Source organism: Aeromonas sp. R5-3, assembly GCF_040908225.1.
GTDB classification, from domain to species: domain Bacteria; phylum Pseudomonadota; class Gammaproteobacteria; order Enterobacterales; family Aeromonadaceae; genus Aeromonas; species Aeromonas dhakensis.
Window position 1 is genome coordinate 388,933 of sequence record NZ_JBFODH010000029.1, and the last position, 24,902, is coordinate 413,834.

Sequence of the window (24,902 nt, forward strand, 5' to 3'; positions counted from 1 at the left end):
GGCATCCCAGCGCCGGTAGAGCTGACGCAGCCGTCGCCGTACCTTGTGCAAGGTGTGTTGACGCTACACTGCCGTCAGCTGTGGGCATCCCAGCGCCGGCAGATCTGGCGCAGTCGTCGCCGTACCTTGTGCAAGGTGTGTTGACGCTACACTGCCGTCAGCCGTGTGCATCCCAGCGCCGGCAGATCTGACGTAGCCGGCGCCGCAACTGGCGCTGGGTGCGTTGGCGCTGCGTGGGAGACAGCGGGGCATAACGCCAGCGCCGGTAAAGCCAGGCCCCCTGTCGCAGCGGCCGCGCCAGCAAGGGTCTGAGGTTGGCGAGGCGCTCGCACCAGCTGGCCAGGCTCTCACCGGCCAAGGGCTGCCAGCCGTGGCGGGCGGCGCGCCGGCGCAGGGGCTGCCATAGCCGCAGTCTGGCCGGGGTCGGGCCACGCCAGAGCAGCAGCCCGCCCACCAGAGTCGCCACCCCCGACAGGGCGGCCAGAATAAGCCAGTGGGTATGGCCTGAGAGCGCCGGCCAGCGTTGCCCCAGCTGTTGCCACAGGCTGGCCGCATCATAGTTGAGTACCCAGCGGGTCCATTGGTAATCGAGGTTGGCCCCCCACCAGCGCAGCTGGTTGAGCAGGGCCCAGTTGCGATAGCGCTGCAAAGAGAGCGGGTCAGCGGCGGCGAACTCGCCAGCCAGGGCCGCCGGCATACCCCCCTCGATGCGCTGGGGCGCCACCGCGGCGGTGGGATCGAGCCGCTGCCAGCGGTTCTGCTCATCCAGATACTCCACCCAGGCGTGGGCGTCGAACTGGTGCACCTCCAGATAGTTGCCCCTCGGATTCCACTCGCCGCCCAGGTAGCCGGTCACCAGCCGGGCCGGGATGCCGGCCGCCCGCAGCACGAAGGCGGTGGCCATGGCGTAGTGGCCGCAAAAGCCGCGCCGGCTCTCGAACAGAAAATCATCCACCCCGTCCTGCCCCAGTCGTGGCGGCTGCAGGGTGTAGTAGAAGTCGCCCTGACGAAACTCGCCCAGCAGGGCGGCGGCGAGCGCCTCCGGCGTCGGATGGCGGGCCTTGAGTTGCAGGGCGTGGGCTCGTGCCTTGGGGTTGCCGGTGGCGGGCAACTGCAGGTTGAGTTGGCGGGTCGCCTGGCTGGCTGGCGGCGCCGTGGCGGCCGTGCTGACCCGGTAGCTGATGCGGCCATCCCCCCGATCGCGACGATAGAGGGTGGCGAGGGGGCTCAAGGTGACCGGGCCGCTCAGCACCTCGGGATCGGTCAGGGCCAGGGTCCAGCGGTGGCGCTGGGGCTCGGCGATCACCTGATAGCCGCCGGCAGGCAGCGGTGTCGCCGGGTTGGCCGCTGGCTGCGTCTGCACGGATTGGGACTGTTGCCAGCGGCGCACCTCATCGCTTAACAACCAGCGGCGGCCATCGAACAGCTCCTGGCGCATCAGCGGGAAGTAGCGCTCCTGGGGCAGGGGGGGCGCTGAGGCGAAGCTGATGCGAAAAGCGAGCTCGGAGGAGTTGACCAGCTCGCTGATGTCGCCGGGGGCCACCTCCTCCGAGAGGCCGGAGAGGGCGCGGTTGCTGCTTGGCATCTGCCAGAGCGGCGTTAGCCTTGGCAGCAGCAGGAACAGGGTGAGCAGCAGGGGCGCGGCCAGCAGCAGGGTGACGCCGGCGCGCAGCCACAGCCGTCGGCCGAGAGGCTGCACCGCCGCCAGCAGGGTGGTGACTGCCAACCAGAGCGCCCCCGCCATCGCCAGGGCCCAGCCCATGCTTTGGCGCTGCACCAGCGCCAGCGCGACCAGAAAGAAGGCGAGCAGCAGCACCTGCTCTACATCCCGCTCCCGCCGTACCTCGATGAGCTTGAGGCCGTAACCGAGCCAGAGCAGGTTGATGAGGGCCGGCAGGGTGCCGAGCTGGCGCCACTGCCAGCCCAGCAGCGCCACGCCCAGTATGGCCAGCAGTGCCAGCACGGCGGCGGGCGGCGGGCGCCAGCCCCGCCACAGCATCATGGCCCGCACGCCCAGGGCAAGCAGCGAGACGGCCATCACCCAGAGCTGCAGCTGGGGCCAAAGGGCCGGGATCAGCAGCAACTGCAGCAGGGCGAGCAGCGGCAGCAGGCGCCGGTTATCGAGCAGCATCGAGGTCTGTCTCCTGCAGCTGCTCCCGGGCGTCGAGGCGGGCCAGTGCCAGCTGGCAGCGCTGCAAAAAGGCGGGGCCGCTGTCCGGCCCGAGCGTTCGGCCCGCCAGGGTCAGGCTGAAGGGAATGCCCCGCTTGGCATAGTCGCCACACCACCAGGCGAGCACCGCCAGCCTCGCTTCGAGATCCTGGCCGCCAACCCGGGAGAGGGAGAGGTGGGTATCATCCTGCCCCGGCTCGCAGAACTGCTTCACCAGCAGGCCGCGCCCCTGGGCGAGCTGTTTCCAGGCGACCCGGCTCAGCGGCTCCCCGCTCTGGTGGGCCCGCAGCATGTCGAAATCTCCCATCGAGGCCGGGGTGGGCTGCCCCCGGCTGCCCGCAGCGTCGGTCGCGGCCTCCCCGCGCAAGGGGCCGTACGCCGGGGCCGGGGCGAGCCAGCCCTCCAGTTGCAAATCCAGCAGCGACCAGCAGCGAAACAGGCCGAGGGGGTAACGGCTCTCCACTCGCAGCCTCTCCAGCGGTAGTCGCCCGCGCCGGCTACCCAGCACCGGCAGGAGCAGGGGTTGGGGCACCGCATCCACCTGCGCCAGCCAGAGCCTCCCTTCATTGAGGGAAAACTGCAGGGCCTGCAACGGCCGTTCGCTGCGCACCGTGATGCACATGGGCAAGGGGCTGCCCACCTCTCCCAGCACGGCAGGCCCCCCCAGCAGGGCTAGTCCCAGCAGGTTGCGGTGGGTGAGCCACATGGTGACCATGAACAGGCTGCCGAGGCCGTAGGCCAGCAGCAACACCAGGTTGTTCTGGTAGTTGGTGCCGAGCAGATAGATGGCCAGCATCACCAGCAGATAGCAGAGGCCGAGCCGGGTGGGCAGAATGAACAGACAGCGCCCCTGCAGGGTGAGCTGGCGGGCCGGCGGGATGCGCCTGGCCAGCCAGCCTTGCTGCCACCTGGCTCTGCGCTGGCGCCAGTTCATCAGGGGCGATCCGGATCGACCCGGGCCAGCAGGCGCTGGCTGAGCGGGCAGGCTTCACCGCGCTGCACCCCAAAGCTCCCCCTGAGCCTGTGCTCGGCCACGTAGGGGAAGACCGCCTGCACATCCTCCACGCTGACGAAGCGACGGCCCGCCACCAGCGCCCAGGCCCGGCTCACCGCCAGCAGGGTCTGGGCGGCGCGGGGTGAGAGCGGCTGCGGCAACTCGGCGTCGAAGCGACTCTGCTGCACCAGTGCCAGCAGGTAGTCAAGGGTGGCATCGGCGAGGTGGATCTGCGCCGCCTCGGCCTGCAGGGCGGCAAGATCTGCGGCATCGAGCTGGCGCGCGAGGGGGGCGCTCTGGCTGGCCCCACGCAGCAGCCGCCGCTCCGCATCCGGGGTCGGAAAGCCCAGAGAGAGGCGCACCGCGAAGCGATCGAGCTGGGATTCCGGCAAGGGGTAGGTGCCTGATTGATCCGCCGGGTTCTGGGTGGCGATGACGAAGAAGGGGGAGGGCAGCGGGTGGCTCTGCCCCTCGATGCTCACCTTGCCCTCGGCCATGGCCTCCAGAAGGGCGCTCTGCACCTTGGGGCTGGCGCGGTTGATCTCGTCCGCCAGCAGCACCTGGGCAAAGACTGGGCCGGGGTGAAAGCGAAACTGCTGCTGCTGGGGGTCAAAGATCTGCAGCCCCAGCAGGTCGGCCGGCAGCAGATCGGCGGTGAACTGCACCCGCCGGCAGTCGAGCCCCAGCACCTGCGCCAGGGCGTGGGCCAGGGTGGTCTTGCCCATGCCGGGCAGATCCTCGATCAGCAGGTGGCCGCGGGCCAGCAGGGTCACCAGGGCAATCTTGAGCTGCAGCGGTTTGCCCAGGATCACCTGCTCCAGCGCCGTCAGCAGCCGGGTTATCTGTGGTTGTGTCTGCACGGGTGCCTCCCCTCGGTGTCGTTGCCCCTACAGCTTATACGCCAGCGGCATGACAAGGGGGACAAGTCATGGATAACTCATTGAATCTGGATGGTTTGGTTGGCAACTTCACATTGGCTTCACAGAACTTCATACTCCACACATGATTCGAAGATATGCTCTCACCACTGCTAGTTATTGAGTCAGCAAACCTACATATAGATTTAGGAGAAGGTTCTATGAAACAACGAAAAACCATCCTGTGGGGGGCTGTGGCCACTCTGATGTGGACCGGTCTGGCCCATGCCGAAGCCACTTCACCGGCCGATCCCCTGCGCTCCGTGGTAGATGCCAGCATCCAACCGTTGCTCAAAGAGCAACGGATCCCGGGCATGGCGGTGGCAGTGCTCAAGGATGGCAAGGCTCACTACTTCAACTACGGGGTTGCCGAGCTGGCGACGGGGAAGAAGGTCAGCGAGCAGACCCTGTTCGAGATTGGCTCGGTCAGCAAGACCCTGACCGCGACCCTGGGGGCCTACGCCGTGGTCAAGGGGAGCATTGGGCTGGATGACAAGGTGAGCCGGCACGCTCCCTGGCTCAAGGGCTCCGCCTTTGATGGCATCACCATGGCCGAGCTTGCCACTTACAGTGCCGGGGGTCTGCCGCTGCAATTCCCCGACGAGGTGGAATCGCTCGAGCAGATGCAGGCTTACTATCGCCAGTGGACGCCGGCCTATCAACCAGGCAGCCATCGCCAGTACTCCAACCCCAGTATCGGCCTGTTCGGCTATCTGGCGGCGAGCAGTCTGCAGCAGCCGTTTGCCCAGTTGATGGAGCAGACCCTGCTGCCCGGGCTCGGCCTGCATCACACCTATATCAATGTGCCGAAGCAGGCGATGGCGAACTACGCCTATGGCTATTCGAAAGAGGACAAGCCCATCAGGGTCACGCCAGGGGTGCTGGCGGACGAGGCCTACGGCATCAAGACCAGCTCGGCGGATCTGCTCGCCTTCGTGAAGGCCAACATCAAGGGGGTGGATGACAAGGGATTGCAGCAGGCCATCGCTTTGACCCACCAAGGGCGCTACTCGGTAGGCGAGATGACCCAGGGGCTGGGCTGGGAGAGTTACCCCTATCCGGTCAGCGAGCAGACGCTGCTGGCGGGCAACTCGGCCCAGGTGATCATGAAGGCCAATCCGACGACGGCCGCGCCGAAGGAGATGGGGAGCCAGCGGCTCTTCAACAAGACCGGCTCGACCAACGGCTTTGGCGCCTATGTGGCCTTCGTGCCGGCCAAGGGAGTGGGCATCGTCATGCTGGCCAACCGCAACTACCCCATCCAGGAGAGGGTAAAGGCGGCCCACGCCATCCTGAGCAAGCTGGCTCCCTGAGCGGGCACTGGCCGCGGGTCACGGCGCCATTTGCCGCGACCCACCTGTTCTGAAAAACGCCGGGCTTTGCCCGGCGTTGTCATCTGGTCTGGGGGCAGCAGCAAAACAAAGACCCGTTTGAGATTAACAAAACTAATCCCGCCGTATTAGAAAACTTCACTGATAGTTTAGTTACAAGTGTGATCTACGGCTTACTTGCTTCATATGTAGTTAATTATCATAAATAGTGATGATTGCTCGATGTTTTAACGTTATGCGGTGAATGCCGGGCCATCTTGACTGGAAGCGAGTCGCGGCAGGAGAGGAAGGCCCGTTCGATCCCCATTTTTGGTTGCCCGCCGATATTCGGTCTGCCGCCAGCAAGGGATCGATGACCCGAGCAGGGAGGTTCATGGCATGGCGAAAACCATCGCCCCCTCAGCATCACCCCATCCGGGCCAGTCGGCCTGTTCCCCCCTTCGTCTGCATCACGGCAGCAAGCTTGCGACCCCTGGCCAACCCGGCTGCGGGGCCGCTCACATGAATAAGAAAATACATACAGACAGGTAGGTTAGCATGCGTCCATCCACCCCGACCGGGTTGTTGCAACAACCAAAACCCTTTTTCATGATCTTCTTCGTCGAGCTCTGGGAGCGCTTCGGCTATTACGGCGTCCAGGGCCTGCTGGCGGTGTTCTTCGTCCAGCAGCTGGGCTTTTCCCAGGAGCAGTCCTTTATCACCTTCGGAGCCTTCTCGGCGCTGGTGTACGGCCTCATCTCGGTGGGCGGTTACGTGGGTGACCATATTCTGGGGACCAAGCGCACCATGGTGCTGGGGGCCATCGTACTGGTCATCGGCTACTTCATGACCGGCATGTCCATCTACAACCCTGACCTCATCTTCTATGCACTGGGCACCATCGCCGTCGGCAACTGCCTGTTCAAGGCCAACCCCGCCAGCCTGCTCGCCAAGTGCTACGAGCCCGGTGATCCCCGACTGGATGGCGCCTTCACCCTGTTCTACATGTCGATCAATGTCGGCTCGCTCATCTCCCTGTCGCTGGCTCCCGTGGTGGCCGATCACTACGGCTACACAGTGACCTACAACTTGTGCGGGGTCGGCCTGGTGATCGCCCTGCTCACCTTCTTCGCCTGCCGCCGCATGGTCAAGGGAATAGGCTCGGCCCCCGACCACCTGCCGCTCGACTACGGCAAGTTGCTGCTGGTGTTGTTGGGTTCGGTCGCCCTGGTCTTCTTCTGCGCCTGGCTGATGCACCACGTGGTGATCGCCAACATGGTGCTGATGACGGTGACCCTGGCCGTAGTGGTCTTCTTCTTTCGTGAGGCGTTCAAGCTCGACAGCGTCGGGCGCAACAAGATGTACGTGGCTTTCGTGCTGATGCTGGAGGCGGTGGTGTTCTACGTGCTCTATGCCCAGATGCCGACCTCGCTCAACTTCTTTGCCATCAACAACATGCACCATGAAATGCTGGGGGTGACCGTCAACCCGGTCAGCTTCCAGGCGCTCAACCCCTTCTGGGTGGTGCTGGGCAGCCCGGTGCTGGCGATTATCTATACCCGGCTGGGCAGCCAGGGGCGGGATCTCACCATGCCGCTCAAGTTCACCCTGGGCATGCTGTTCTGCTCCCTCGGTTTTCTCACCGCGGCGGCGTCCGGCATCTGGTTTGCCGATGCGCAGGGGCTCACTTCACCCTGGTTCATGGTGCTCATCTATCTGTTCCAGAGTCTGGGGGAGCTGATGATCAGCGCCCTGGGGCTGGCCATGGTGGCGGCGCTGGTGCCGCAGCGGCTGATGGGCTTCATCCTCGGCATGTGGTTCCTGACCCAGGCGATGGCCTCCCTGCTTGGGGGCTATGTGGCGACCTTTACCGCGGTGCCGCAAGGGGTGACGGATCCGCTGCAGACCCTGCCCATCTACACGGACGTGTTCGGCAAGATTGGTCTGGTGACTCTGCTGGTGGCGGGGGTGATGGGGCTGATGGTGCCCTGGCTCAACCGCATGATGCAGGCCGGTGAGCGCCATGGCGAGGAGGAGGAACTGTCGCAGGCCAAGGCCTGAGAGGGGCAGAAGGGGTGAGGCGCACTAGCGCCTCANCACCCCGGCAGATCAGTCGTATTGCTCTTCCATCCAGGCTTCCAGGATGAGCTGGGCGGAGACGCCATCCACGCTCCCCTTTTCCAGCGCCCGATAGCCACCCTGTTCGAACAGGCGGGCGCGGGCATCGGTGGTGGTGAGCCGCTCGTCCTTGAACTCCACCTGCTTACCGAAGCGGCCGTGCAGGCGGTTGCCGAACTTGCGGGCGCGCACCGTGATCTCCTGCTCGGTGCCATCCATGTTGAGCGGCAGACCCACCACCAGCAGGTCCGGTTGCCACTCCTTGAGCAGCTTGTCTATTTCGTCCCAGTTGGGGATGCCGTCGTTGGCCTTGAGGGCGCGCAGCGGGCGGGCCGTGCCGGTGAGCTCCTGACCTATGGCGACCCCTATGCTCTTGGTGCCGTAGTCAAAGCCCATGATACTGCGTGATGACATTGGGTAATTTCCTCAGAATGCGTCGCAAATTGCACAGCAGATTGCATCAGCCGTGGCCGATGTCGCTGGACAGGTGAACGGGATTGACCCCGATGCTGGCGGCGGCGCGTTGCCAGCGCTGGTGGATGGGGGTCTTGAACACCAGATCCGGATTGGGGGGGATCACCAGCCAGGCGCCGTCCACCAGCTCCTGTTCCAGTTGCCCCGCGCTCCAGCCGGCGTAACCGAGCGCCACCAGCCAGTGCGCCGGTGCCTCCTCGGTACCCAGGGTCTCCAGTATGTCCTTGGAGGTGGTGACCATCAGCTCGTCCCCCACCTGCAGGGTGGAGTTGAAACCGGGGCGGAAGCTGTGCAGCACGAAGCCGCGATCGGCGTGAACCGGCCCCCCCTGCAGCACCGGCTGTTTGAGTTCCGGGTTGGCGGGCGGTGCCAGCTTGAGCTGATCCAGCATGGTCTCCAGCGACATGTCCACCGGAATATTGACCACCAGCCCCATGGCGCCCTCTTCGTTGTGTTCGCACAGATAGACCAGCGAGCGCTCGAAATAGGGGTCGGTGAGGCTCGGCATGGCGAGCAGGAAGTGATTTTGCAGTGTTTGCATATGGGCCAAATATTGCAAAGGTATTTGCAGTCAATTATGGCAGCTCGCTTCGTCTGGCAAAACCGCTTTTTGGGCGGCTGGCTCAGACCAGTCAATCTGTTTCAGTGGAGAGAAAGCCATGGAAGGTATTTCAATCAGGCAGAAGTTGATCCTGGGCTGTGTGGTTCCCCTGCTGGCGTTGTTGCTGCTGGTCATAGGAGCAACCCAGGCGATGTCCCGGCTGATGACCGGCATCAACGCCATGTATCAGGGTGAGGTGGTCCAGCTCAAGGAGCTCAAGCAGATCGCCGATCTCTATGCGGTCAAGGTGATCGATGCCGCCAACAAGGCCAACGTCGGGGGCTTCGAGCCGGCCCGCTCCAAGGCCGACATGAGCGCCGCCCAGCAGGAGATCGCTACCATTTGGCGCCAGTATCGCAGCCACGACATGAGTGACGAGGAGCGCAGACGGGCGGACAAGGTAGAGGCGCTGTTTGCCGCCGCCAACCGGGAGATAGAAAAGGTGATGGGGCTGCTGGAGGGCTCGCCGGGCGCACACAACCCGGCGCTCGCTGCCGCCATCATGCCGCTCTATCAGGTGATCGACCCGGTCAGCGACGCGGTGAGCGAGCAGGTGGCGTTCCAGCTGCAGGAGGCGGAGAAGAAGGTGATCGAGCTCAACCAGCTCAGGCAGCAGCTGACCCAGCTGTTTGTCGCGCTGTTTGTGGTGGTGGGGGGCTGCGTCCTGTTCATCGGGATCTGGGCCGGGCGCAGCGTCAGCCAGCCGCTGGCGGCCATGGGGCAGATCCTGCGCGGCATGCAGACGGATCTCGACTTGAGCCGGCTGGCTCCCGTGCTGCGCAAGGATGAGATGGGCAGTCTGGCGCACTCCCTCAACGAGGTGATCCGCCATTTCCGCGGCCTCATCGCCCAGATCAACGAGACTGCCGAGCAGCTTGCCAGGGCATCGGCCCAGCTGGCCCACATCGGGGTCGAGAGCCGCCAGCGGTTTGCCCAGCAGCAGGCGGAGACGGATCAGACCGCGACCGCCATGAACCAGATGAGCAGCACGGTAGCCGAGGTGGCCAACAGCTCCAACCAGGCGGCCGATGCGGCCCGTCATGCTGACGACAGCGCGCGGCACGGCCATCAGATAGTGGAGGATGCCATTGCGCGTATGTCACACCTCTCCTCCCAGATCCAGAACACGGCGGCCATGATCACCCAGCTGGCAGATGACAGCCGGGACATCGGCAGCGTGATGGACGCCATTCGCGGCATCGCCGAGCAGACCAACCTGCTGGCCCTCAACGCCGCCATCGAGGCGGCGCGGGCAGGGGATCAGGGGCGTGGCTTTGCGGTGGTGGCCGACGAGGTGCGCACCCTGGCCCAGCGTACCCAGCGCTCCACCGAAGAGATCGGCAAGACCATCGTCAAGTTGCAGCAGGGGGCCAATCAGGCGGCCAGCAGCATGGAGCAGGGGCTGGAGCAGGTGGAGGAGTCCAACCGTACCGTGCTGGCCTGTGGTCAGGCGCTCGGCGAGATCGTCAGCTCGGTCAACGTGATCAACGAGATGAATACCCAGATTGCCACTGCGGCGGAGGAGCAGAGCAAGGTGGCCGAGGAGATCACCCGCAACGTGGTCAACATCGCCCATATCGCGACCGAGTCGACCGGGGCGGCCACCCAGCTCAACCAGAACTGCCACGAGCTGGAGCAGCTGTCGGGGGATCTCAAGGAGAAGGTGGGGCAATTCCGCTGCTGAGGGGACTGACGCTGGATAGATGGATGGATAGAAAAGAGGCGGCCCAGGGGCCGCCTCTGTTGTTTATAGTCTGTCGTCACTGCTGGGCTGGGACGGCTTAAGCCTTGGCCAGCCGGCGCTCGATGGCATCCATCAACATGCCGGTGATGTGCACATCGAAGGCCGCTTCAATCTCGCGGATGCAGGTGGGGCTGGTGACGTTAATCTCGGTCAGCCGATCGCCGATGATGTCGAGGCCGACGAAGATGAGCCCCTTCTCTTTCAGCGTCGGGCCCACCGCGCGGGCGATGGCCCAGTCCGCCTCGCTCAGGGGACGCGCCTCGCCTCGGCCGCCGGCGGCCAGGTTGCCGCGGGTCTCCCCCTGGGCCGGGATGCGGGCCAGACAGTAGGGCACCGGCTCACCGTCCACCACCAGCACCCGCTTGTCGCCATCCTTGATGGCGGGCAGATAGGTTTGCGCCATGCAGTATTGGCTGCCGTGGGCGGTGAGGGTCTCGATGATGACGCCGACGTTGGCGTCATCTTCCTTCATGCGGAAGATGGAGGCGCCGCCCATGCCGTCCAGCGGCTTGAGGATCACGTCCTTGTGCTGGGCGTGGAAGGCGCGCAGCTTGTCGGCGCGGCGGGTCACCAGCGTGGTCGGGGTGTGCTCGGCAAACCAGGCGGTGTAGAGCTTCTCGTTGGCGTCGCGCAGGCTCTGGGGCTTGTTGACGATGAGGCAGCCCTCGTCCTCGGCCCGCTCCAGCATGTAGGTGGCGTAGATGAACTCGGTGTCGAAGGGGGGATCCTTGCGCATCAGGATCACGTCCAGGCTGGAGAGCGGCTGATCCACCACCTCGCCGAGGCTATACCAGTCGGCATAGTCATATTTGACGGTGAGCGGACGCATGGTGCCGAAGGCGCGACCGGCCTCCATATAGAGATCCTTCATCTCCAGATAGAACAGCTCGTAGCCGCGCTTTTGCGCCTCTTCGAGCATGGCGAAACTGGAGTCCTTCTTGATGTTGATGGCCGAGATGGGGTCCATCACGATGCCGAGTTTAATGGTCATCCGCTGTTCCTTCTGTAGAGGAGCCCGCCTTGGCAGGCTCCGGGAGTTAGGCCAGATCGCCGAAGCGACACTGCAGCGCAGTAATCGCGGTCAGGGCGGCGGTTTCGGTGCGCAGCACCCGCGGCCCCAGCAGCATCTCTTTGAAATCTTCCTGCACGGTACGGGCGATCTCATCGCTCGACAAGCCCCCTTCCGGGCCGATCAGCAGCCGCACGCCGTGCTCGGGAACCGGCAGGGTGTTGATGCTGTAAGGGGCGCGCGGGTGCAGGTTGAGCTTGAGCTCCTTGGTCTCTTCCGCCAGCCAGGCGTCCAGCTCCATCGGCATGCGCACCTCGGGCACGGTATTGCGGCCACACTGCTCGCAGGCGCTGATCACCACCTTCTGCCACTGTTCGCGTTTTTTCTCCAGCCGATCGGCCGGCAGCTTGACGCCGCAGCGCTCGGAGAAGAGCGGGGTGATGCAGGTGACGCCCAGCTCCACCGATTTCTGAATGGTGAAGTCCATCTTGTCGCCGCGGCTGATCACCTGACCCAGGTGGATGGCCAGCGGTGACTCGACCGAGCGCTGCTCGCAGCTGTCGATGGTCACCTCCACCGACTTCTTGCCGACGCTTGCGATGGTGGCGGGGTACTGGTTGCCGTCGCCGTTGAACAGCTCGAGCTGCTGACCCGGCTGCATGCGCAGCACCCGGCCGATGTGGTTGGCGCCGTCTTCCGACAGGGCGAGGGTCTGGCCCACCTGCAGGGCGGCCGGTTCATAGATACGTGGAATGCGCATGGCTGATAGTCAGTCTCTTGCTTGGAAACCCTTCAATATCCTACTGCACGGCGGTGAGCAAGGCTCACGCAGCAGAGGGTGAAGGGTTTCATGATAAGAGGGGGCGATCCCCCTCCCAGGTCAAATGGGGTTACTGGCACTGCTTTTCAATAAAGGGGTTGGTATTGCCCTGCAGCTTGCCGATGCGGCGATTGCGCTCGCACTCCCAGCCGTCGGCCGGGTACTGCCTGTCCCAGGCTTCGAACAGTTTACGCTGTTGCGCCGCCAGACGCAGCCCATACTGCTGGCTCATGTAGAGGTAGGCACGGGCAATCTGGCCCCGTACCGGCCCCTTGGGTGGCTGCACCCGGCGCTCCTTGAAATCCACCAGCATCCGGCACTGGCCGTACTGATCCGGGGTGCCGTTCCAGTCGGAGAAGCGGAAGTTGGCCCGATCGCCGTTCACCTCGCCAACGGCGGGGAAGAGGTTGTGCATATCCCCCTCCATCTGGTTGAACTCGTCGCTCTTGCCGCAGTTCTTGCGGCCCCCCTGCTGCCAACACTTGAGCTGGTGACCGAACTCCCAGGCCGGCACCACGTGTTCCCACTCGATGCGGGCGGCGCGCTTGGGCTGCTTGCGCGGCTCATAGCCGCAGCTGGCCAGATCCGGGCTCATTTTCTTGCCCTGATAGTCGATGTTGCAGCCGCAGTAGATGGTGGTGACAGCGGGCTGGCTCTGGTAGAGCTTGACCAGATCCTGCTTGGCTTCGCGAAAGGTCTGGGCATGCAGGGGCGCGCTGAGCAGCGGCAAACCGGCCAGCAGGGTCAGGGCGAGAGAAGAGAGGATACGCATGTGATTCCTTGCAAACGGGATGATTGACGAACGATGGCGGGCACCCTACCACAAGGGCGCGACACCAGCTGGCTTACTGCGACGTGACGAGCTGTTCCAGCGGCTGCCGGCAGCGACGGCAGTGATAGCGGGCCTCGCCGCGCACCACCTTGTTGTGGCGGCGAACCGACAGCTGATGCTGCTGGCAGAGGCAGCGATAGGGGATGGTCGGCTGCGCCAGTACCGCCAGATCGAAGCTGTGGGTGGTTCTGGGCTCAAGGCCGAACAGCTCCCGCATCACCGATTGCCACTGGCGGCCGTGAGGCAGCACCCGCGATTTGCCGCGTCCTTCACCCCACAGGGCATAAACCAGCAGGTGGGCCACCTCGTGGGGCACCACCTCGGCCAGAAACGCCTGCTGGTTGGCCTGATAGAGGGCCGGGTTGAAGCGCAGCTCCCAGGTTTGCAGCCGCGCCGATCCCGCCGCCCGACCGCGCATGTTGCAATGGACTTGTGGGCGGGGAAAGAGCCGGCCAAGGCGCGCTTCGGCCTGCACAAAACAGGCGTCGACGCGGGTGAGCAGCTGCTCGTGCAGGGCGGGATCGAGGCGGGTAGCTGTGGCGGACATCGGGTTCTCGGAAAATGGCGGACAAGCAAAAGGGGAGCCAGGCTCCCCTTTATACCACAAGCGCGACGCTTACAGGCCGGCGGCGGAACGCAGCAGTTCGGCCTTGTCGGTCTGCTCCCACGGGAACTCGTTGCGACCGAAGTGACCGTAGGCGGCGGTGGCCTGGTAGATCGGGCGCTTGAGATCCAGCATCTGGATCAGGCCGTACGGACGCAGTTCGAAGTGCTCGCGCACCAGCTTGACCAGCAGATCCTCGGCCACCTTGGCAGTGCCGAAGGTTTCGACGCTGATGGAGGTCGGCTCGGCCACGCCGATGGCGTAGGAGACCTGCACTTCACAGCGATCGGCCAGACCGGCGGCGACGATGTTCTTGGCCACGTAGCGGGCGGCGTAGGCAGCGGAGCGGTCAACCTTGGACGGATCCTTGCCGGAGAAGGCGCCACCACCGTGACGGGCCATGCCGCCGTAGGTGTCGACGATGATCTTGCGACCGGTCAGACCGCAGTCACCCATGGGGCCGCCGATGACGAAACGGCCGGTCGGGTTGATGAAGTATTTGGTGTCCTTGTTGATCCACTCGGCCGGCAGCACCGGCTTGATGATCTCTTCGCGCACCGCTTCAACCAGGTCTTTGTGGCTGATGGATTCGGCGTGCTGGGTAGAGAGCACCACGGCATCCACACCGATGATCTTGCCGGCGTCGTCGTAGGCGAAGGTCAGCTGGCTCTTGGCATCCGGACGCAGCCACGGCAGGGTGCCGTTCTTGCGCACTTCGGCCTGACGCTTCACCAGCAGGTGGGAGTAGGTGATGGGGGCCGGCATCAGCACGTCGGTTTCGTTGGTGGCGTAGCCGAACATCAGGCCCTGGTCGCCCGCGCCCTGCTCCAGCGGATCGCTGCGGTCAACGCCCTGGTTGATGTCCGGGGACTGCTTGCCGATGGCGTTCAGCACGGCGCAGGAGTCGGCGTCGAAGCCCATGTCGGAGTGGGTGTAGCCGATTTCGCGCACGGTGTCGCGTACGATCTGCTCGATGTCTACCCAAGCGGTGGTGGTTACTTCACCGGCCACCATGACCATGCCGGTCTTGACCAGGGTCTCGCAGGCGACGCGCGCCTTGGTGTCTTGCTTGAGGATGGCGTCCAGGACCGCATCGGAGATCTGATCCGCAATCTTGTCGGGATGGCCTTCGGAGACCGACTCGGAAGTAAACAGCTTTGCCATGATGGGATTCTCAGCTTGTCTGGGGTTATCGCCGCAGCAATAACCGGGTGATTATAGGATGATTGTAGAGGTATCTACATCTGGACGTCCATTTTAGTTAGCGACCCCCTCGATTGCCAGCACTATTTTGGTTTTGCCGCCCCCTGGCCGAACAAGATCCGTTCTTCACCCCATTTGGGGTAGATAGTGGTTACGACTCAATCGTTTGCCCCGTCAAGAAAAGCGATTGAGCTCCCAAAGCGGCTTTATTCGCCCAGATAATATTTGCACGCCGCGCCCCCTGCTGGGACAATGACGCGCCTTAATCTTGGCCATCAAATGAAGCAATCGCAGGAGATACAGATGCCTTCTCGTAAAGAGCTTGCCAATGCCATTCGCGCATTGAGTATGGATGCCGTTCAAAAAGCCAACTCCGGTCACCCGGGCGCCCCCATGGGAATGGCGGATATCGCCGAAGTATTGTGGCGCAGCCACCTGAAACATAACCCGAACAACCCCAAGTGGGCCGACCGCGACCGTTTCATCCTCTCCAACGGCCACGGCTCCATGCTGCTGTACTCCCTGCTGCACCTCTCCGGTTATGACCTCTCCATCGACGATCTGAAAAACTTCCGCCAGCTGCACTCTCGCACCCCGGGTCACCCGGAGTACGGTTACGCGCCGGGCGTTGAAACCACTACCGGTCCGCTGGGCCAGGGCATCACCAACGCCGTGGGCATGGCGATCGCCGAGAAGGCCATGGCCGAGCAGTTCAACCAGCCGGGTCACGACATCGTTGACCACTACACCTACGCCTTCATGGGCGACGGCTGCCTGATGGAAGGTATCTCCCACGAGGCTTGCTCCCTGGCCGGTACCCTGCAACTGGGCAAACTGATCGCGTTCTGGGATGACAACGGCATCTCCATCGACGGTCACGTGGAAGGCTGGTTCACCGACGACACCGTCAAGCGCTTCGAAGCCTACGGCTGGCACGTCATCTCGGCCGTTGACGGTCACAGCCCGGAAGCGATCAACGCTGCCATCGAAGCCGCCAAGGCCGAGACCGGCAAGCCGACCCTGATCTGCTGCCGCACCATCATCGGTTACGGTTCCCCGAACAAGTCCGGTTCTCACGACTGCCACGGCTCACCGCTGGGCAACGACGAGATCGCCGCCGCTCGTGCCTTCCTGAAGTGGGACCACGCACCGTTCGTTATCCCGGCCGACATCGCTGCCGAGTGGAACGGTCAGGAGAAGGGCGCCAAGCTGGAATCCGACTGGGCTGCCAAGTTCGCCGCCTATGAAGCCGCTCACCCGACGCTGGCTGCCGAGTTCAAGCGCCGCACCGCAGGCGAGCTGCCGGCCAACTGGGCTGCTGAATCCGCCAAGATCATCGAAACCCTGCAGGCCAACCCGGCCAAGATCGCAACCCGTAAAGCGTCCCAAAACGCACTGGAAGCGTTCGGCAAGCTGCTGCCGGAGTTCATGGGTGGCTCCGCTGACCTGGCTCCGTCCAACCTGACTATGTGGTCCGGTTCCAAGTCCCTGACCAACGACGATGCCTCCGGCAACTACATCCACTACGGTGTACGCGAGTTCGGCATGTCCGCCATCATGAACGGTATCGCCCTGCACGGTGGTTTCATCCCCTACGGCGCCACCTTCCTGATGTTCATGGAGTATGCCCGCAACGCCCTGCGCATGGCTGCCCTGATGAAGCAGCGTTCCATCTTCGTTTACACCCACGACTCCATCGGTCTGGGTGAAGATGGCCCGACTCATCAGCCGGTCGAGCAGATCGCCTCCCTGCGTCTGACCCCGAACATGAGCACCTGGCGCCCGTGTGACCAGGTTGAATCCGCCATCGCCTGGAAACACGCCATCGAGCGTACCGACGGCCCGACCTCTCTGATCTTCTCTCGTCAGAACCTGGCCCAGATGGACCGCACCGCCCAGCAGCTGGCCGACACCGCCAAGGGTGGCTACGTGCTGAAGGATTGCGCCGGTACGCCGGAGCTGATCCTGATCGCCACCGGTTCTGAAGTGGAACTGGCCGTGGCCGCCTATGAGCAGCTGACTGCCAAGGGCCGTGCCGTGCGCGTGGTCTCTCTGCCGTCTACCGACGTGTTCGACGCTCAATCTGCCGAGTACAAGGAGTCCGTGCTGCCGGCCTCCGTCACCAAGCGTGTGGCCATCGAAGCCGGCATCGCCGACTACTGGTACAAGTACGTGGGCTTTGGCGGCAAGATCATCGGCATGCGCTCCTTCGGTGAGTCCGCGCCGGCCGAGCTGCTGTTCAAGGAATTCGGCTTTACCGTGGAAAACGTGGTTGCGACCGCTGAGTCCCTGTAACAGCTGATTGCTTGGAACTGAATTGAAAAGCGCCTCCCTTGGGAGGCGCTTTTTTCTTGATGAATAAATATTTAAATGACATTATGGTTAGTCAAAAATTAAGTTCGATAATATTATTATTTATTTAAATTTTGTATAGGGATATGCATAAGATGGTCAACAAAGTATATGAAAACCAAAAAATCGCTCTGAGGTTTTCTAAAAAGGCTATCGATAAAGCAGCGAGAGATATCCGGCATAACTGCTCGATAGATGCAAGAAATGATGCTATTGAAAAGATCCAAAATTTTAGAGAGATACATTTATATCCTTTAATGCTTATTAAAAATCATCTAGCAAGGACTGCAAAGAAAATTGATGAAAAGATAATTATTGCTAGAAGATTAAAAAGACTCCCAACAATAATCGATAAACTTGAAAGGCCAAGTTTAGATGGTGAAAGCCAAAATGCAATTAAGTTGACGAGAATGCAAGATATAGGTGGGTGCCGTGCAATAGTAAAAAATATTGAACAGCTAGAAATACTAAAATCAAAGCTTGAGGCTAGTCGCTCAGTACACAAAATAATAAGTACATCTGATTATCTCACCCCAAAGGCCAGTGGATATAGTGGGGTACATTTAGTCTATAGCTGCTTTAATAATGTTGAGGAGGACAATAATTGGAAAAAAACGAAAATAGAGGTTCAGCTTAGGACTAATTTACAGCACGCATGGGCTACCAGCTTAGAGATAATTGATACATTAAAGCAGATAAATTTAAAGACCAGTCTATCTGGGCATACTTCATGGCGTAGTTTTTTTAGTATCGCAGGGAAATTAGTTGCGCATGATGAAGGTGCTGCATTATTAGAACCGCATATTGTTTTGTATTATGAAATAGAACTAGAGAAGCTAGAACGAGAACTTCGTGCACTAGGTAGCTTGACAAGTTTTGGTGTTGGTATTCAAGCAACAACAGAGCATTTAAAAAAATTGCCGAAGAAATATAAGTTAGGTATGTGCTTGGTTTCAATAAGCTTTGAGAGCCTCCTTAATCCTAAACTAGATCATGCAGGAAAAAAGAGAATAAACGTTGCAGTTGAGGCTTTTAAAAGTGAAGAATCCCAAGAAGCAATTCAGGCTCTAAATGAGCAAGAGGCTGACAATAACATAGCTATATCTGTTTTACTTTCAGCATCAGATGTTACGGCTTTGTATAAAGCATATCCAAACTATTTTGGTTCCACTTCTGATTTTGTGGATTTTATTCGTAAGCATATAAAAAAACATAGAGTCCGCACGAGAGTAATATAATTTATTGCAGCGTTCGTAGGTTCGATTAGCGCAGCGTAATCGGACGTTCGCGTTCTTTAAGACGATGCCATAAAAATAATGCCCCACATGTTACATAAAAAGAGACCAGCCATCAGCCGGTCTCTTTTTTATTTACCTCAACATTACACTTGCGGCGGGGTGCTTTCTGCGTTGGACATCACCGCATCAATCTGCACCAGGGCGCCGGTGGGCAGCTCGCTCACGCCAATCACGGTGCGGGCCGGCAGGTAGGCCGGGAAGTATTTGGTGTAGATGGCATCCACGTCCGCCAGATCCGCGATGTTCTTCAGCTGGATATTGACCTTGACGATATCGTCCATCACGTGGCCGATGCTCTCGACGATGGTCTTGATATGGCCGAGGCACTGGGCGGTCTGCTCTTTGATGCAACCGGTCAGGATCTTGCCGGTGGCCAGATCGAGCGGCAACTGGCCGGCGATATGGTTGTAGTGAGAGAAGGCGACAGTCTGGGTGTGCAGGGGGCTGCGCGGTGCCTTGTCGGTGTTGCGGGCGCGGATCACCAGATTGTGTCTGTCTTCCACCAGCTGTGGCGGGGTGCCGTCACCGTGGGAGATGACCGCATCCATCTGCACCCGGACGCCCAGCGGCAGGGCGGCGGCCACGATCACGCTGCGAGCCGGCAGGTAGGCGACGGCACGGGCAATGGCGGAGTCCGGGAAGAAGGTGGTGTAGACCTCGTTGACGGCGTCCAGATCGGCCAGGCTGGTCAGATAGACGGTGACCTTGACGATATCGTCAAACGGCACATCGATGCTCTCCAGCACGTGCTTGATGTTGCGCAGGCACTGCTCCGCCTGCTGCTGGATACCGCCGGCGACCAGCTGGCCCGACGCGGCATCGACCGGCAGCTGGGCACCGATATTGTTGTAGTGGGAGAAGGCGACGGTGTGGGTCGAGAGCGGATCCTGCGGCGCCTTGTCGCTGTTGCGAGAGAGCTTCAGCAGCGGGCAGGGGGCCTGCGGGAAGGTGCCTTCGCCGTTGGAGATGAGCGCGTCCATCTGCACGGCGGCGCCGAGCGGCAGACCGGCCACCGCCAGCACTGTGCGAGTCGGCAGCAGGTGGGGGAAGAACTCGCCATAGACGGCGTTGACCGCGTCGAGATCGGCAATCTCTTTGAGAAATACCGTGATCTTGACCACGTCATCCATCACATGATCGATGCTCTCGACGATGGCCTTGATATTGGTGAGGCACTGTCTGGCCTGCGCCTTGATATCCCCTGCGACCAGCGCGCCCGTTTTCGGGTCGACCGGCAGCTGGGCGGAGATATTGTTGTAGTGGGAGAACGCCACGCTCTGGGTGCTGGGGCTCAGATCCTGCGGTGCATTGGCGGTATTTCTGGCTGACTTGATGATGGTACCACTCATGGCGATACTCCTTTTTCAATCATTATTGGTGTAGGTACGGGTCACCCTCCCTCATCTTCTGATGGCCGCCTCGGCTCGCCAGCGAGCGGGCTCTCCTCTTTATTTCGGCAATAGCCGGCCATTCCCGCCAATTATGACGGGTGGCAAACATCGCCTCGCATATTGAGTCAAGGTCGCCTGTGCAGGCGATCGGATAACAGAGGTATGGATTGGGTTGGTTATCTCAGACGAGAGGATTCTATGAAGGGTATTCAGGGGATGCAAACCGGGATCGCATTTCTATGAGGTGGCTCAACGCTCTGAAATATAGCCAGAATGGCATTCAATGCACGATAAATGACGGGATAAATGGCTTCATATAGTGCGTTATGGTGGTGAAGGCCGAATGGCGTGGCTTCCCGCCATCATGCTCAGCGATCGATCCTGTGAATAAAGCGTTAATGATTGGCACTATTTCGCTGTTAATGCAAAAAACTATGCATGGCTATGCATTTCATTGTGTTGAAAGGGGCTGTCATATGCATGGAAAATATGCTAGCTGGGGGCGGTTATTGTGCCCATTCGTCGGCTCCTGACATATCATTCAGCGATCTTGCATGGTTGTCGGCTTATTTGCAGGCAAAGCTCGCCGCGGGCAGCCGTTATTTGCCAGATATTGGCTGCCGTTATTTTCCAGATGGCACCCGTCAGGTTTATGCAATGAAATTGCAGCGTGGGACAAGCGCCATCAGGGGCAAATATCAGGACGGATGTTCCAGCCCAGTCGATATCGAGCGAAGGGTGCAACAAGGGGGGTAGGCTGGTTCAGCGGGTGTGAACCTTGTGCCTGGAGCCCGGACAAGATAGCGCTGCCGCGTTGCCCTGTTCTGGCGGCAAAACCCGGTATCGCCTCATGGTCGGCGCGACTGGATCTGGTGTTTGAGAGGTCGGCCGCCTGGGTTGCAGGTGCCTTGTTCAGGCGGCGCCTTGGACCAGGTATGGCTCAGGTGGGATAGAGGGCACCCAGTATCGCGGGGCGGCTGGCACCGGCGTATGGGAGGGCAGGTTGCCCTCCTTGTTCAGGCGGCGCCTTGGGCTAGTCCTGGCTCAGGCGGGATAGAGAGCACCCAGCACGGCAGGGCGGCTGGCGCCGGTGACAGCCGGCAGGTTACCGGGTTGGCGGTGGATAAAGCGCTGTGCCAGCCAGGCAAACGCCGCGCCTTCCATCCAGTCGGGGGCGATCCCCAGCTCGGCCGTGTTGGCGATGCGCCAGCGGGGCAGCAGGCTGGCCAGCTCCGCCAGCAGCGGGGCGTTATGGGCGCCGCCGCCGCAGACATACAGCTCGGGTTGGCTCTGTGCATCAGCCAGTGCGGGCAGCTGGCGGGCGATGCTGTGGCAGGTGAGCGCCTGTAGGGTGCGCTGTACATCCGCCGGGGCATGGGCGTGGCCGGCCAGCTCGCCATCGAGCCAGTCGAGGGTAAACATCTCCCGTCCTGTGCTCTTGGGGTGAGGGGCGGCAAAGTAGGGGTGAGCCAGCAGCTGCTCCAGCAGTGCAGGGATAAGCTGGCCGCTGGCCGCCCACTGGCCGCCGGCATCGTAGCCTGCCCCCTGGGGGTGATGGCGGCGATACCAGCCGTCGAGCAGGGTGTTGGCCGGGCCGGTATCAAAGCCATAGACGCCGTCCGCCTGGCCCGGCAGCACCGAGATATTGGCGATGCCGCCGAGGTTGAGCACCACCCGCAATGCGCCGGGGTGGGCAAAGAAGGCCTGATGGAAGGCGGGCACCAGTGGCGCCCCCTGACCGCCGAGGGCCATGTCCATGGTGCGAAAATCGGCCACCACATCGATGCCGGTGAGCGCCGCCAGCAGGGCCGCGTTGCCGATCTGCAGGGTAAAGCCGAGCTGGGGGCGGTGGCGGATGGTCTGGCCGTGGCTGCCGATGGCGCGAATATCCTTGGGGGTCAGCCCTGCCTTGGCCAGCAGGGCGTGGGTGGCGGCGGCAAATTCGCGGGCGACCAGATTGTCGGCCACCCCCATGCGATCGATCTCGTTGTCGCCCGGGGTGCTGAGTGCGTGCAGCTCGTGGGCGGTGGGCCAGGGGTGGCTGACGGCCGCCTCGACCCGCAGTTGATCCCCCTCTATCAGCACCAGCACGGCGTCAATTCCATCCATGCTGGTACCGGACATCAAGCCTATATAGCGTTCAGTCATCAGGCTTCCTTACTTGCAGGTCGGGAAAAGTACGTGAGAGAGGAAGCGGCCTCGATCCCATGCCGAATTCTGGTACCGGACATCAAGCCTATATAGCGTTCAGTCATGGGGCTTCCTTACTTGCAGCGCGGGAAAAAGTACGTGAGAGAGGGAGCGGCCTCAATCCCATGCCAAATACCGGTACCGGACATCAAGCCGATATAACGCTCGCTCATGACTGCTCCTTGTGGCTCTCTGGCATGGTGGCTCAGTTGCCGCCGTTGGCCCGCTTGTTCTGGGCCAACTGCAGCTCCGGGCTGTCCAGCTTGGCCAGCTGGGGCATGGCTTGTGCCTTGAAGCTGGCCAGCGCCCGTCCGCTGAGAGACTCCGCCTGCGGCAGGTTGAGGGTGCGCGGGTTCTTGTGTACGCCGCCCACCACGAATTCATAGTGCAGGTGCGGCCCGGTGACCCGGCCGGTGCCACCGAGCAGGCCGATGGTCTGGCCCTGCTTCACCCGCTGCCCCTTGTTGACGGTGCGCTTGGAGAGGTGCAGGTACTTGGTCACGTAGTTGCCGGCGTGCTTGATGAAGACGTAGTTGCCGTTGAACTGGTTGTAGCCGGCGGCCACCACGCTGCCGCCACCGGCCGCCATGATGGGGGTGCCCACCGGCGCCACGTAGTCGATGCCGTTGTGGGGGCGTACCTTGCCGGTGACCGGGTGCAGACGGCGCGGATTGAAGTTGGAGCTGATGTATTTGAAGTTGACCGGCGCACGCAGGAAGCTCTTGCGCATCGCCTTGCCATCCGGGGTGTAGTAGTTGCCATCCTCGTTCAGCACGGCGCGGTAGATGGCGCCCTGGTTGACGAACTCGGCGGCCAGGATGTCGCCGGAAGCAACCCGCTCGTCATCCTGGAATTTCTCCTCGTAAACCACCCGGAAGCTGTCCCCCGGTTGCAGATCCTGGGCAAAGTCGATGTCCCAGCCGAAGATGGCGGCCAGGTCCATGATCTGATCCTCGGTCATGCCGGCGTCGACGGCGGCGCCCCAGAAGCTGGAGCGGATCTCACCCTTGGCCACCTGTTCGCGGGTGTCGAGCTCGAGCTTGACCGCCCGGGCGACAAACCCCTCATCCTTGCGGATCACCTTGAGCGCCTGCTCCAGGCTGTGGGGATAGTAGAGGCTGTGCAGCTCGCCACTCTTGGTGAGCTTGAAGGTGAGCTCCTGGCCTGGTTTGAGCAGGCGCAGGGTGTCGGTGCCGTTCAGCTGATCGATGAGGTGCAGAGCCGTGGTGCTCAGGCCAAGGCGCTGGAAGATGACCCCCATGTTGTCACCGCTGCGTACCTTCACCTGCTTGGTGATGTAGCTCGGCTTGGGCGGGGCGATGGGCTTGGCTTCGGCCAGCAGTGCCTCCTCGTCGACCTGCTGCTCGATGGCCAGCTCGTTGCCGTTGTCATCGACCCGGGTGGCGACCGCCTGTTCGCTGGGCCAGGCCGCCAGCATCATCACCATGATGCTCAGGATCAGCACCATCTTGCGGTGCCAGTGGGGGAGAGAGTTGAAGGCGTGCCAAATGACCATGAGAAGCAGACGAAGTTGAGCCGGGAAGAATGTCGGAGTTTACCGCCTTTCCAATTGGCCCGCCATTCCAGTAATATGTCTGGCCCTGTGGAATCGTGATTGGAGAGTCAAAAAATGTCCCAGCTCGAGGTGGCGCTAGCCGAGATCAAGCGCGGAGCGGAAGAAATTCTGGTGGAAGAAGAACTGGTCGCCAAGTTGAAGGAAGGGCGCCCGCTGCGCATCAAGTTGGGGATGGACCCGACGGCTCCCGACATTCATCTGGGTCATACCGTGATCCTCAACAAGCTGAAGACCTTCCAGGATCTGGGCCATGAAGTGATCCTGCTGATCGGTGACTTCACCGCCATGGTGGGTGACCCCTCCGGCAAGAACGCCACCCGTCCGCCGCTCTCCGAAGAGGCCATCAAGCACAACGCCCTCACCTATGCCGAGCAGGCGTTCAAGATCCTCGACCCGGCCAAGACCCGCATCGAGTACAACTCGACCTGGCTGAGCGAGCTGGGCGCGACCGGCATGATCAAGCTGGCGGCCAAGCAGACCGTGGCCCGCATGATGGAGCGCGATGACTTCAAGAAGCGCTACAGCAACGGCCAGTCCATCGCCATTCACGAATTCCTCTATCCGCTGCTGCAAGGCTATGACTCGGTCGCGCTGAAGGCGGACGTCGAGCTCGGCGGTACCGATCAGAAGTTCAACCTGCTGATGGGCCGCGAGCTGCAAAAAGATGCCGGCATGGCGACCCAGTGCGTGCTGATGATGCCGCTGCTGGTAGGCCTGGACGGTGTCAAGAAGATGTCCAAGTCCGCTGCCAACTACATCGGCGTGCACGACGCTCCGGGCGAGATGTTCGGCAAGATCATGTCCATCACCGACGATCTGATGTGGAACTACTACGAGCTGCTCTCCTTCCGTCCGCTGGCTGAAATTGAAGAGTTCAAGGCAGGCATCGCCGCCGGCACCCTCAACCCGCGTGACGTGAAGATCTGGCTGGCCAAAGAGATCATCGCCCGTTATCACGACGAAGCGGCAGCCGAAGCGGCCCACGAAGACTTCACCCAGCGCTTCTCCAAGAACGCCATTCCGGACGAAATGCCGGAAGTCGAGCTGGCACTGGAAGGCGAAGGGCTGGCCATCGCCAACCTGCTGAAAGATGCCGATCTGGTGGCCACTACCTCCGAAGCGCTGCGGATGATCAAGCAGGGCGCGGTGAAGGTTGATGGCGAGAAGCTGGAGGATGGCAAGGTTCTCATCGGTGCCGGTACCGCCGTCTACCAGGTCGGCAAGCGCAAGTTTGCCCGGGTGACCGTCAAGTAAGTCGCCTGTCCCTGGCGCTGCCATAAGAAAGGCCTCCCTTGCGGA

The 24,902-nt window shown here is 61.7% G+C and carries 19 protein-coding genes; 6 read left to right on the forward strand and 13 right to left on the reverse strand.

The window, feature by feature from the left end:
• Positions 1 to 157 precede the first annotated feature (157 nt).
• The 3 genes from AB5Y95_RS21105 to AB5Y95_RS21115 are packed head-to-tail and all read right to left on the reverse strand — an operon-like array spanning position 158 to position 4,024.
• Positions 158 to 2,131: a DUF3488 and DUF4129 domain-containing transglutaminase family protein gene (locus tag AB5Y95_RS21105; protein WP_368161991.1), complete on the reverse strand. Its 1,974-nt coding sequence runs from the start codon at positions 2,129 to 2,131 to the stop codon at positions 158 to 160.
• On the reverse strand, positions 2,118 to 3,104 hold the full coding sequence (locus AB5Y95_RS21110) for a DUF58 domain-containing protein (protein ID WP_368161992.1): 987 nt from the start codon (positions 3,102 to 3,104) through the stop codon (positions 2,118 to 2,120). Before AB5Y95_RS21110 ends, AB5Y95_RS21105 begins: the two co-directional genes overlap by 14 nt.
• Positions 3,104 to 4,024: an AAA family ATPase gene (locus tag AB5Y95_RS21115; protein ID WP_213343772.1), complete on the reverse strand. Its 921-nt coding sequence runs from the start codon at positions 4,022 to 4,024 to the stop codon at positions 3,104 to 3,106. Before AB5Y95_RS21115 ends, AB5Y95_RS21110 begins: the two co-directional genes overlap by 1 nt.
• Before the next feature lie 218 nt (positions 4,025 to 4,242).
• Between AB5Y95_RS21115 and blaAQU the strand changes: the two genes are divergently transcribed.
• Both blaAQU and dtpB read left to right on the forward strand, forming a co-directional pair.
• Positions 4,243 to 5,394 (forward strand): AQU family class C beta-lactamase, encoded by a 1,152-nt coding sequence (gene blaAQU, locus AB5Y95_RS21120; RefSeq protein WP_368161994.1) that lies wholly within the window; start codon positions 4,243 to 4,245, stop codon positions 5,392 to 5,394.
• 555 nt (positions 5,395 to 5,949) lie between these two features.
• Entirely contained in the window at positions 5,950 to 7,452 is a 1,503-nt protein-coding gene (gene dtpB, locus AB5Y95_RS21125; protein WP_219325304.1) for a dipeptide/tripeptide permease DtpB, read from the forward strand.
• Positions 7,453 to 7,500: 48 nt separating this feature from the next.
• Here dtpB and ruvX read toward each other — a convergent pair whose 3' ends face one another.
• Positions 7,501 to 7,923 (reverse strand): Holliday junction resolvase RuvX, encoded by a 423-nt coding sequence (gene ruvX, locus AB5Y95_RS21130; RefSeq protein WP_005303327.1) that lies wholly within the window; start codon positions 7,921 to 7,923, stop codon positions 7,501 to 7,503.
• 46 nt (positions 7,924 to 7,969) lie between these two features.
• Positions 7,970 to 8,524: a YqgE/AlgH family protein gene (locus AB5Y95_RS21135; RefSeq protein ID WP_005303325.1), complete on the reverse strand. Its 555-nt coding sequence runs from the start codon at positions 8,522 to 8,524 to the stop codon at positions 7,970 to 7,972.
• A gap of 118 nt (positions 8,525 to 8,642) precedes the next feature.
• Between AB5Y95_RS21135 and AB5Y95_RS21140 the strand changes: the two genes are divergently transcribed.
• A complete protein-coding gene (locus tag AB5Y95_RS21140) occupies positions 8,643 to 10,268 on the forward strand; it encodes a methyl-accepting chemotaxis protein (RefSeq protein WP_368161995.1) in 1,626 nt (541 codons plus the stop codon).
• 97 nt (positions 10,269 to 10,365) lie between these two features.
• Here the strand turns inward: AB5Y95_RS21140 and gshB are convergent, their stop codons facing one another.
• The 5 genes from gshB to metK all read right to left on the reverse strand — a co-directional run bounded on the left by gshB (position 10,366) and on the right by metK (position 14,757).
• Complete coding sequence (gene gshB, locus AB5Y95_RS21145) at positions 10,366 to 11,319, reverse strand: glutathione synthase (RefSeq protein WP_005303321.1); 954 nt, start codon at positions 11,317 to 11,319, stop codon at positions 10,366 to 10,368.
• A gap of 46 nt (positions 11,320 to 11,365) precedes the next feature.
• The gene (gene rsmE / locus AB5Y95_RS21150) at positions 11,366 to 12,097 is read right to left on the reverse strand and encodes a 16S rRNA (uracil(1498)-N(3))-methyltransferase (RefSeq protein WP_368161996.1); all 732 of its coding nucleotides are present in this window, start codon (positions 12,095 to 12,097) and stop codon (positions 11,366 to 11,368) included.
• Between the two features lie 130 nt (positions 12,098 to 12,227).
• Entirely contained in the window at positions 12,228 to 12,929 is a 702-nt protein-coding gene (locus AB5Y95_RS21155; RefSeq protein WP_005303317.1) for an endonuclease, read from the reverse strand.
• 73 nt (positions 12,930 to 13,002) lie between these two features.
• Positions 13,003 to 13,536: a SprT family zinc-dependent metalloprotease gene (locus tag AB5Y95_RS21160; RefSeq protein WP_368161998.1), complete on the reverse strand. Its 534-nt coding sequence runs from the start codon at positions 13,534 to 13,536 to the stop codon at positions 13,003 to 13,005.
• 69 nt (positions 13,537 to 13,605) lie between these two features.
• Positions 13,606 to 14,757 (reverse strand): methionine adenosyltransferase, encoded by a 1,152-nt coding sequence (gene metK, locus AB5Y95_RS21165; protein WP_005303314.1) that lies wholly within the window; start codon positions 14,755 to 14,757, stop codon positions 13,606 to 13,608.
• A gap of 342 nt (positions 14,758 to 15,099) precedes the next feature.
• Here metK and tkt point away from each other — a divergent pair, with 342 nt between their 5' ends.
• Together tkt and AB5Y95_RS21175 are read left to right on the forward strand one after the other, a co-directional pair.
• The gene (gene tkt, locus AB5Y95_RS21170) at positions 15,100 to 17,091 is read left to right on the forward strand and encodes a transketolase (RefSeq protein WP_368162000.1); all 1,992 of its coding nucleotides are present in this window, start codon (positions 15,100 to 15,102) and stop codon (positions 17,089 to 17,091) included.
• 152 nt (positions 17,092 to 17,243) lie between these two features.
• Complete coding sequence (locus AB5Y95_RS21175) at positions 17,244 to 18,386, forward strand: RelA/SpoT domain-containing protein (RefSeq protein ID WP_368162002.1); 1,143 nt, start codon at positions 17,244 to 17,246, stop codon at positions 18,384 to 18,386.
• Positions 18,387 to 18,529: 143 nt separating this feature from the next.
• On the opposite strand, the gene AB5Y95_RS21180 is transcribed toward AB5Y95_RS21175, so the two are convergent.
• From AB5Y95_RS21180 to AB5Y95_RS21190, 3 genes are all read right to left on the reverse strand, one after another.
• Positions 18,530 to 19,795, reverse strand: a complete 1,266-nt coding sequence (locus AB5Y95_RS21180; RefSeq protein ID WP_368162003.1) for a RidA family protein — start codon at positions 19,793 to 19,795, stop codon at positions 18,530 to 18,532.
• A gap of 1,086 nt (positions 19,796 to 20,881) precedes the next feature.
• A complete protein-coding gene (locus tag AB5Y95_RS21185) occupies positions 20,882 to 21,985 on the reverse strand; it encodes an anhydro-N-acetylmuramic acid kinase (protein WP_368162004.1) in 1,104 nt (367 codons plus the stop codon).
• Positions 21,986 to 22,232: 247 nt separating this feature from the next.
• Positions 22,233 to 23,543 carry a peptidoglycan DD-metalloendopeptidase family protein gene (locus tag AB5Y95_RS21190; protein WP_368162005.1) on the reverse strand — a complete coding sequence of 437 codons (1,311 nt, stop codon included), beginning with the start codon at positions 23,541 to 23,543 and terminating at the stop codon, positions 22,233 to 22,235.
• A 114-nt stretch (positions 23,544 to 23,657) separates the two neighbouring features.
• Between AB5Y95_RS21190 and tyrS the strand changes: the two genes are divergently transcribed.
• Positions 23,658 to 24,857: a tyrosine--tRNA ligase gene (gene tyrS / locus AB5Y95_RS21195; protein ID WP_368162006.1), complete on the forward strand. Its 1,200-nt coding sequence runs from the start codon at positions 23,658 to 23,660 to the stop codon at positions 24,855 to 24,857.
• Positions 24,858 to 24,902 lie beyond the last annotated feature (45 nt).

What these genes read in the sequence shown, in the direction of transcription:
- dtpB (WP_219325304.1), top strand. Translation starts at nt 5,950, where the DNA reads ATGCGTCCATCCACCCCGACCGGGTTGTTGCAACAACCAAAACCCTTT.
- AB5Y95_RS21155 (WP_005303317.1), bottom strand. Translation starts at nt 12,929, where the DNA reads ATGCGTATCCTCTCTTCTCTCGCCCTGACCCTGCTGGCCGGTTTGCCG.
- AB5Y95_RS21185 (WP_368162004.1), bottom strand. Translation starts at nt 21,985, where the DNA reads ATGACTGAACGCTATATAGGCTTGATGTCCGGTACCAGCATGGATGGA.
- ruvX (WP_005303327.1), bottom strand. Translation starts at nt 7,923, where the DNA reads ATGTCATCACGCAGTATCATGGGCTTTGACTACGGCACCAAGAGCATA.
- tkt (WP_368162000.1), top strand. Translation starts at nt 15,100, where the DNA reads ATGCCTTCTCGTAAAGAGCTTGCCAATGCCATTCGCGCATTGAGTATG.
- AB5Y95_RS21105 (WP_368161991.1), bottom strand. Translation starts at nt 2,131, where the DNA reads ATGCTGCTCGATAACCGGCGCCTGCTGCCGCTGCTCGCCCTGCTGCAG.
- AB5Y95_RS21180 (WP_368162003.1), bottom strand. Translation starts at nt 19,795, where the DNA reads ATGAGTGGTACCATCATCAAGTCAGCCAGAAATACCGCCAATGCACCG.
- AB5Y95_RS21110 (WP_368161992.1), bottom strand. Translation starts at nt 3,104, where the DNA reads ATGAACTGGCGCCAGCGCAGAGCCAGGTGGCAGCAAGGCTGGCTGGCC.
- AB5Y95_RS21175 (WP_368162002.1), top strand. Translation starts at nt 17,244, where the DNA reads ATGGTCAACAAAGTATATGAAAACCAAAAAATCGCTCTGAGGTTTTCT.
- AB5Y95_RS21160 (WP_368161998.1), bottom strand. Translation starts at nt 13,536, where the DNA reads ATGTCCGCCACAGCTACCCGCCTCGATCCCGCCCTGCACGAGCAGCTG.
- tyrS (WP_368162006.1), top strand. Translation starts at nt 23,658, where the DNA reads ATGTCCCAGCTCGAGGTGGCGCTAGCCGAGATCAAGCGCGGAGCGGAA.
- gshB (WP_005303321.1), bottom strand. Translation starts at nt 11,319, where the DNA reads ATGACCATTAAACTCGGCATCGTGATGGACCCCATCTCGGCCATCAAC.
- metK (WP_005303314.1), bottom strand. Translation starts at nt 14,757, where the DNA reads ATGGCAAAGCTGTTTACTTCCGAGTCGGTCTCCGAAGGCCATCCCGAC.
- rsmE (WP_368161996.1), bottom strand. Translation starts at nt 12,097, where the DNA reads ATGCGCATTCCACGTATCTATGAACCGGCCGCCCTGCAGGTGGGCCAG.
- AB5Y95_RS21190 (WP_368162005.1), bottom strand. Translation starts at nt 23,543, where the DNA reads ATGGTCATTTGGCACGCCTTCAACTCTCTCCCCCACTGGCACCGCAAG.
- blaAQU (WP_368161994.1), top strand. Translation starts at nt 4,243, where the DNA reads ATGAAACAACGAAAAACCATCCTGTGGGGGGCTGTGGCCACTCTGATG.
- AB5Y95_RS21140 (WP_368161995.1), top strand. Translation starts at nt 8,643, where the DNA reads ATGGAAGGTATTTCAATCAGGCAGAAGTTGATCCTGGGCTGTGTGGTT.
- AB5Y95_RS21135 (WP_005303325.1), bottom strand. Translation starts at nt 8,524, where the DNA reads ATGCAAACACTGCAAAATCACTTCCTGCTCGCCATGCCGAGCCTCACC.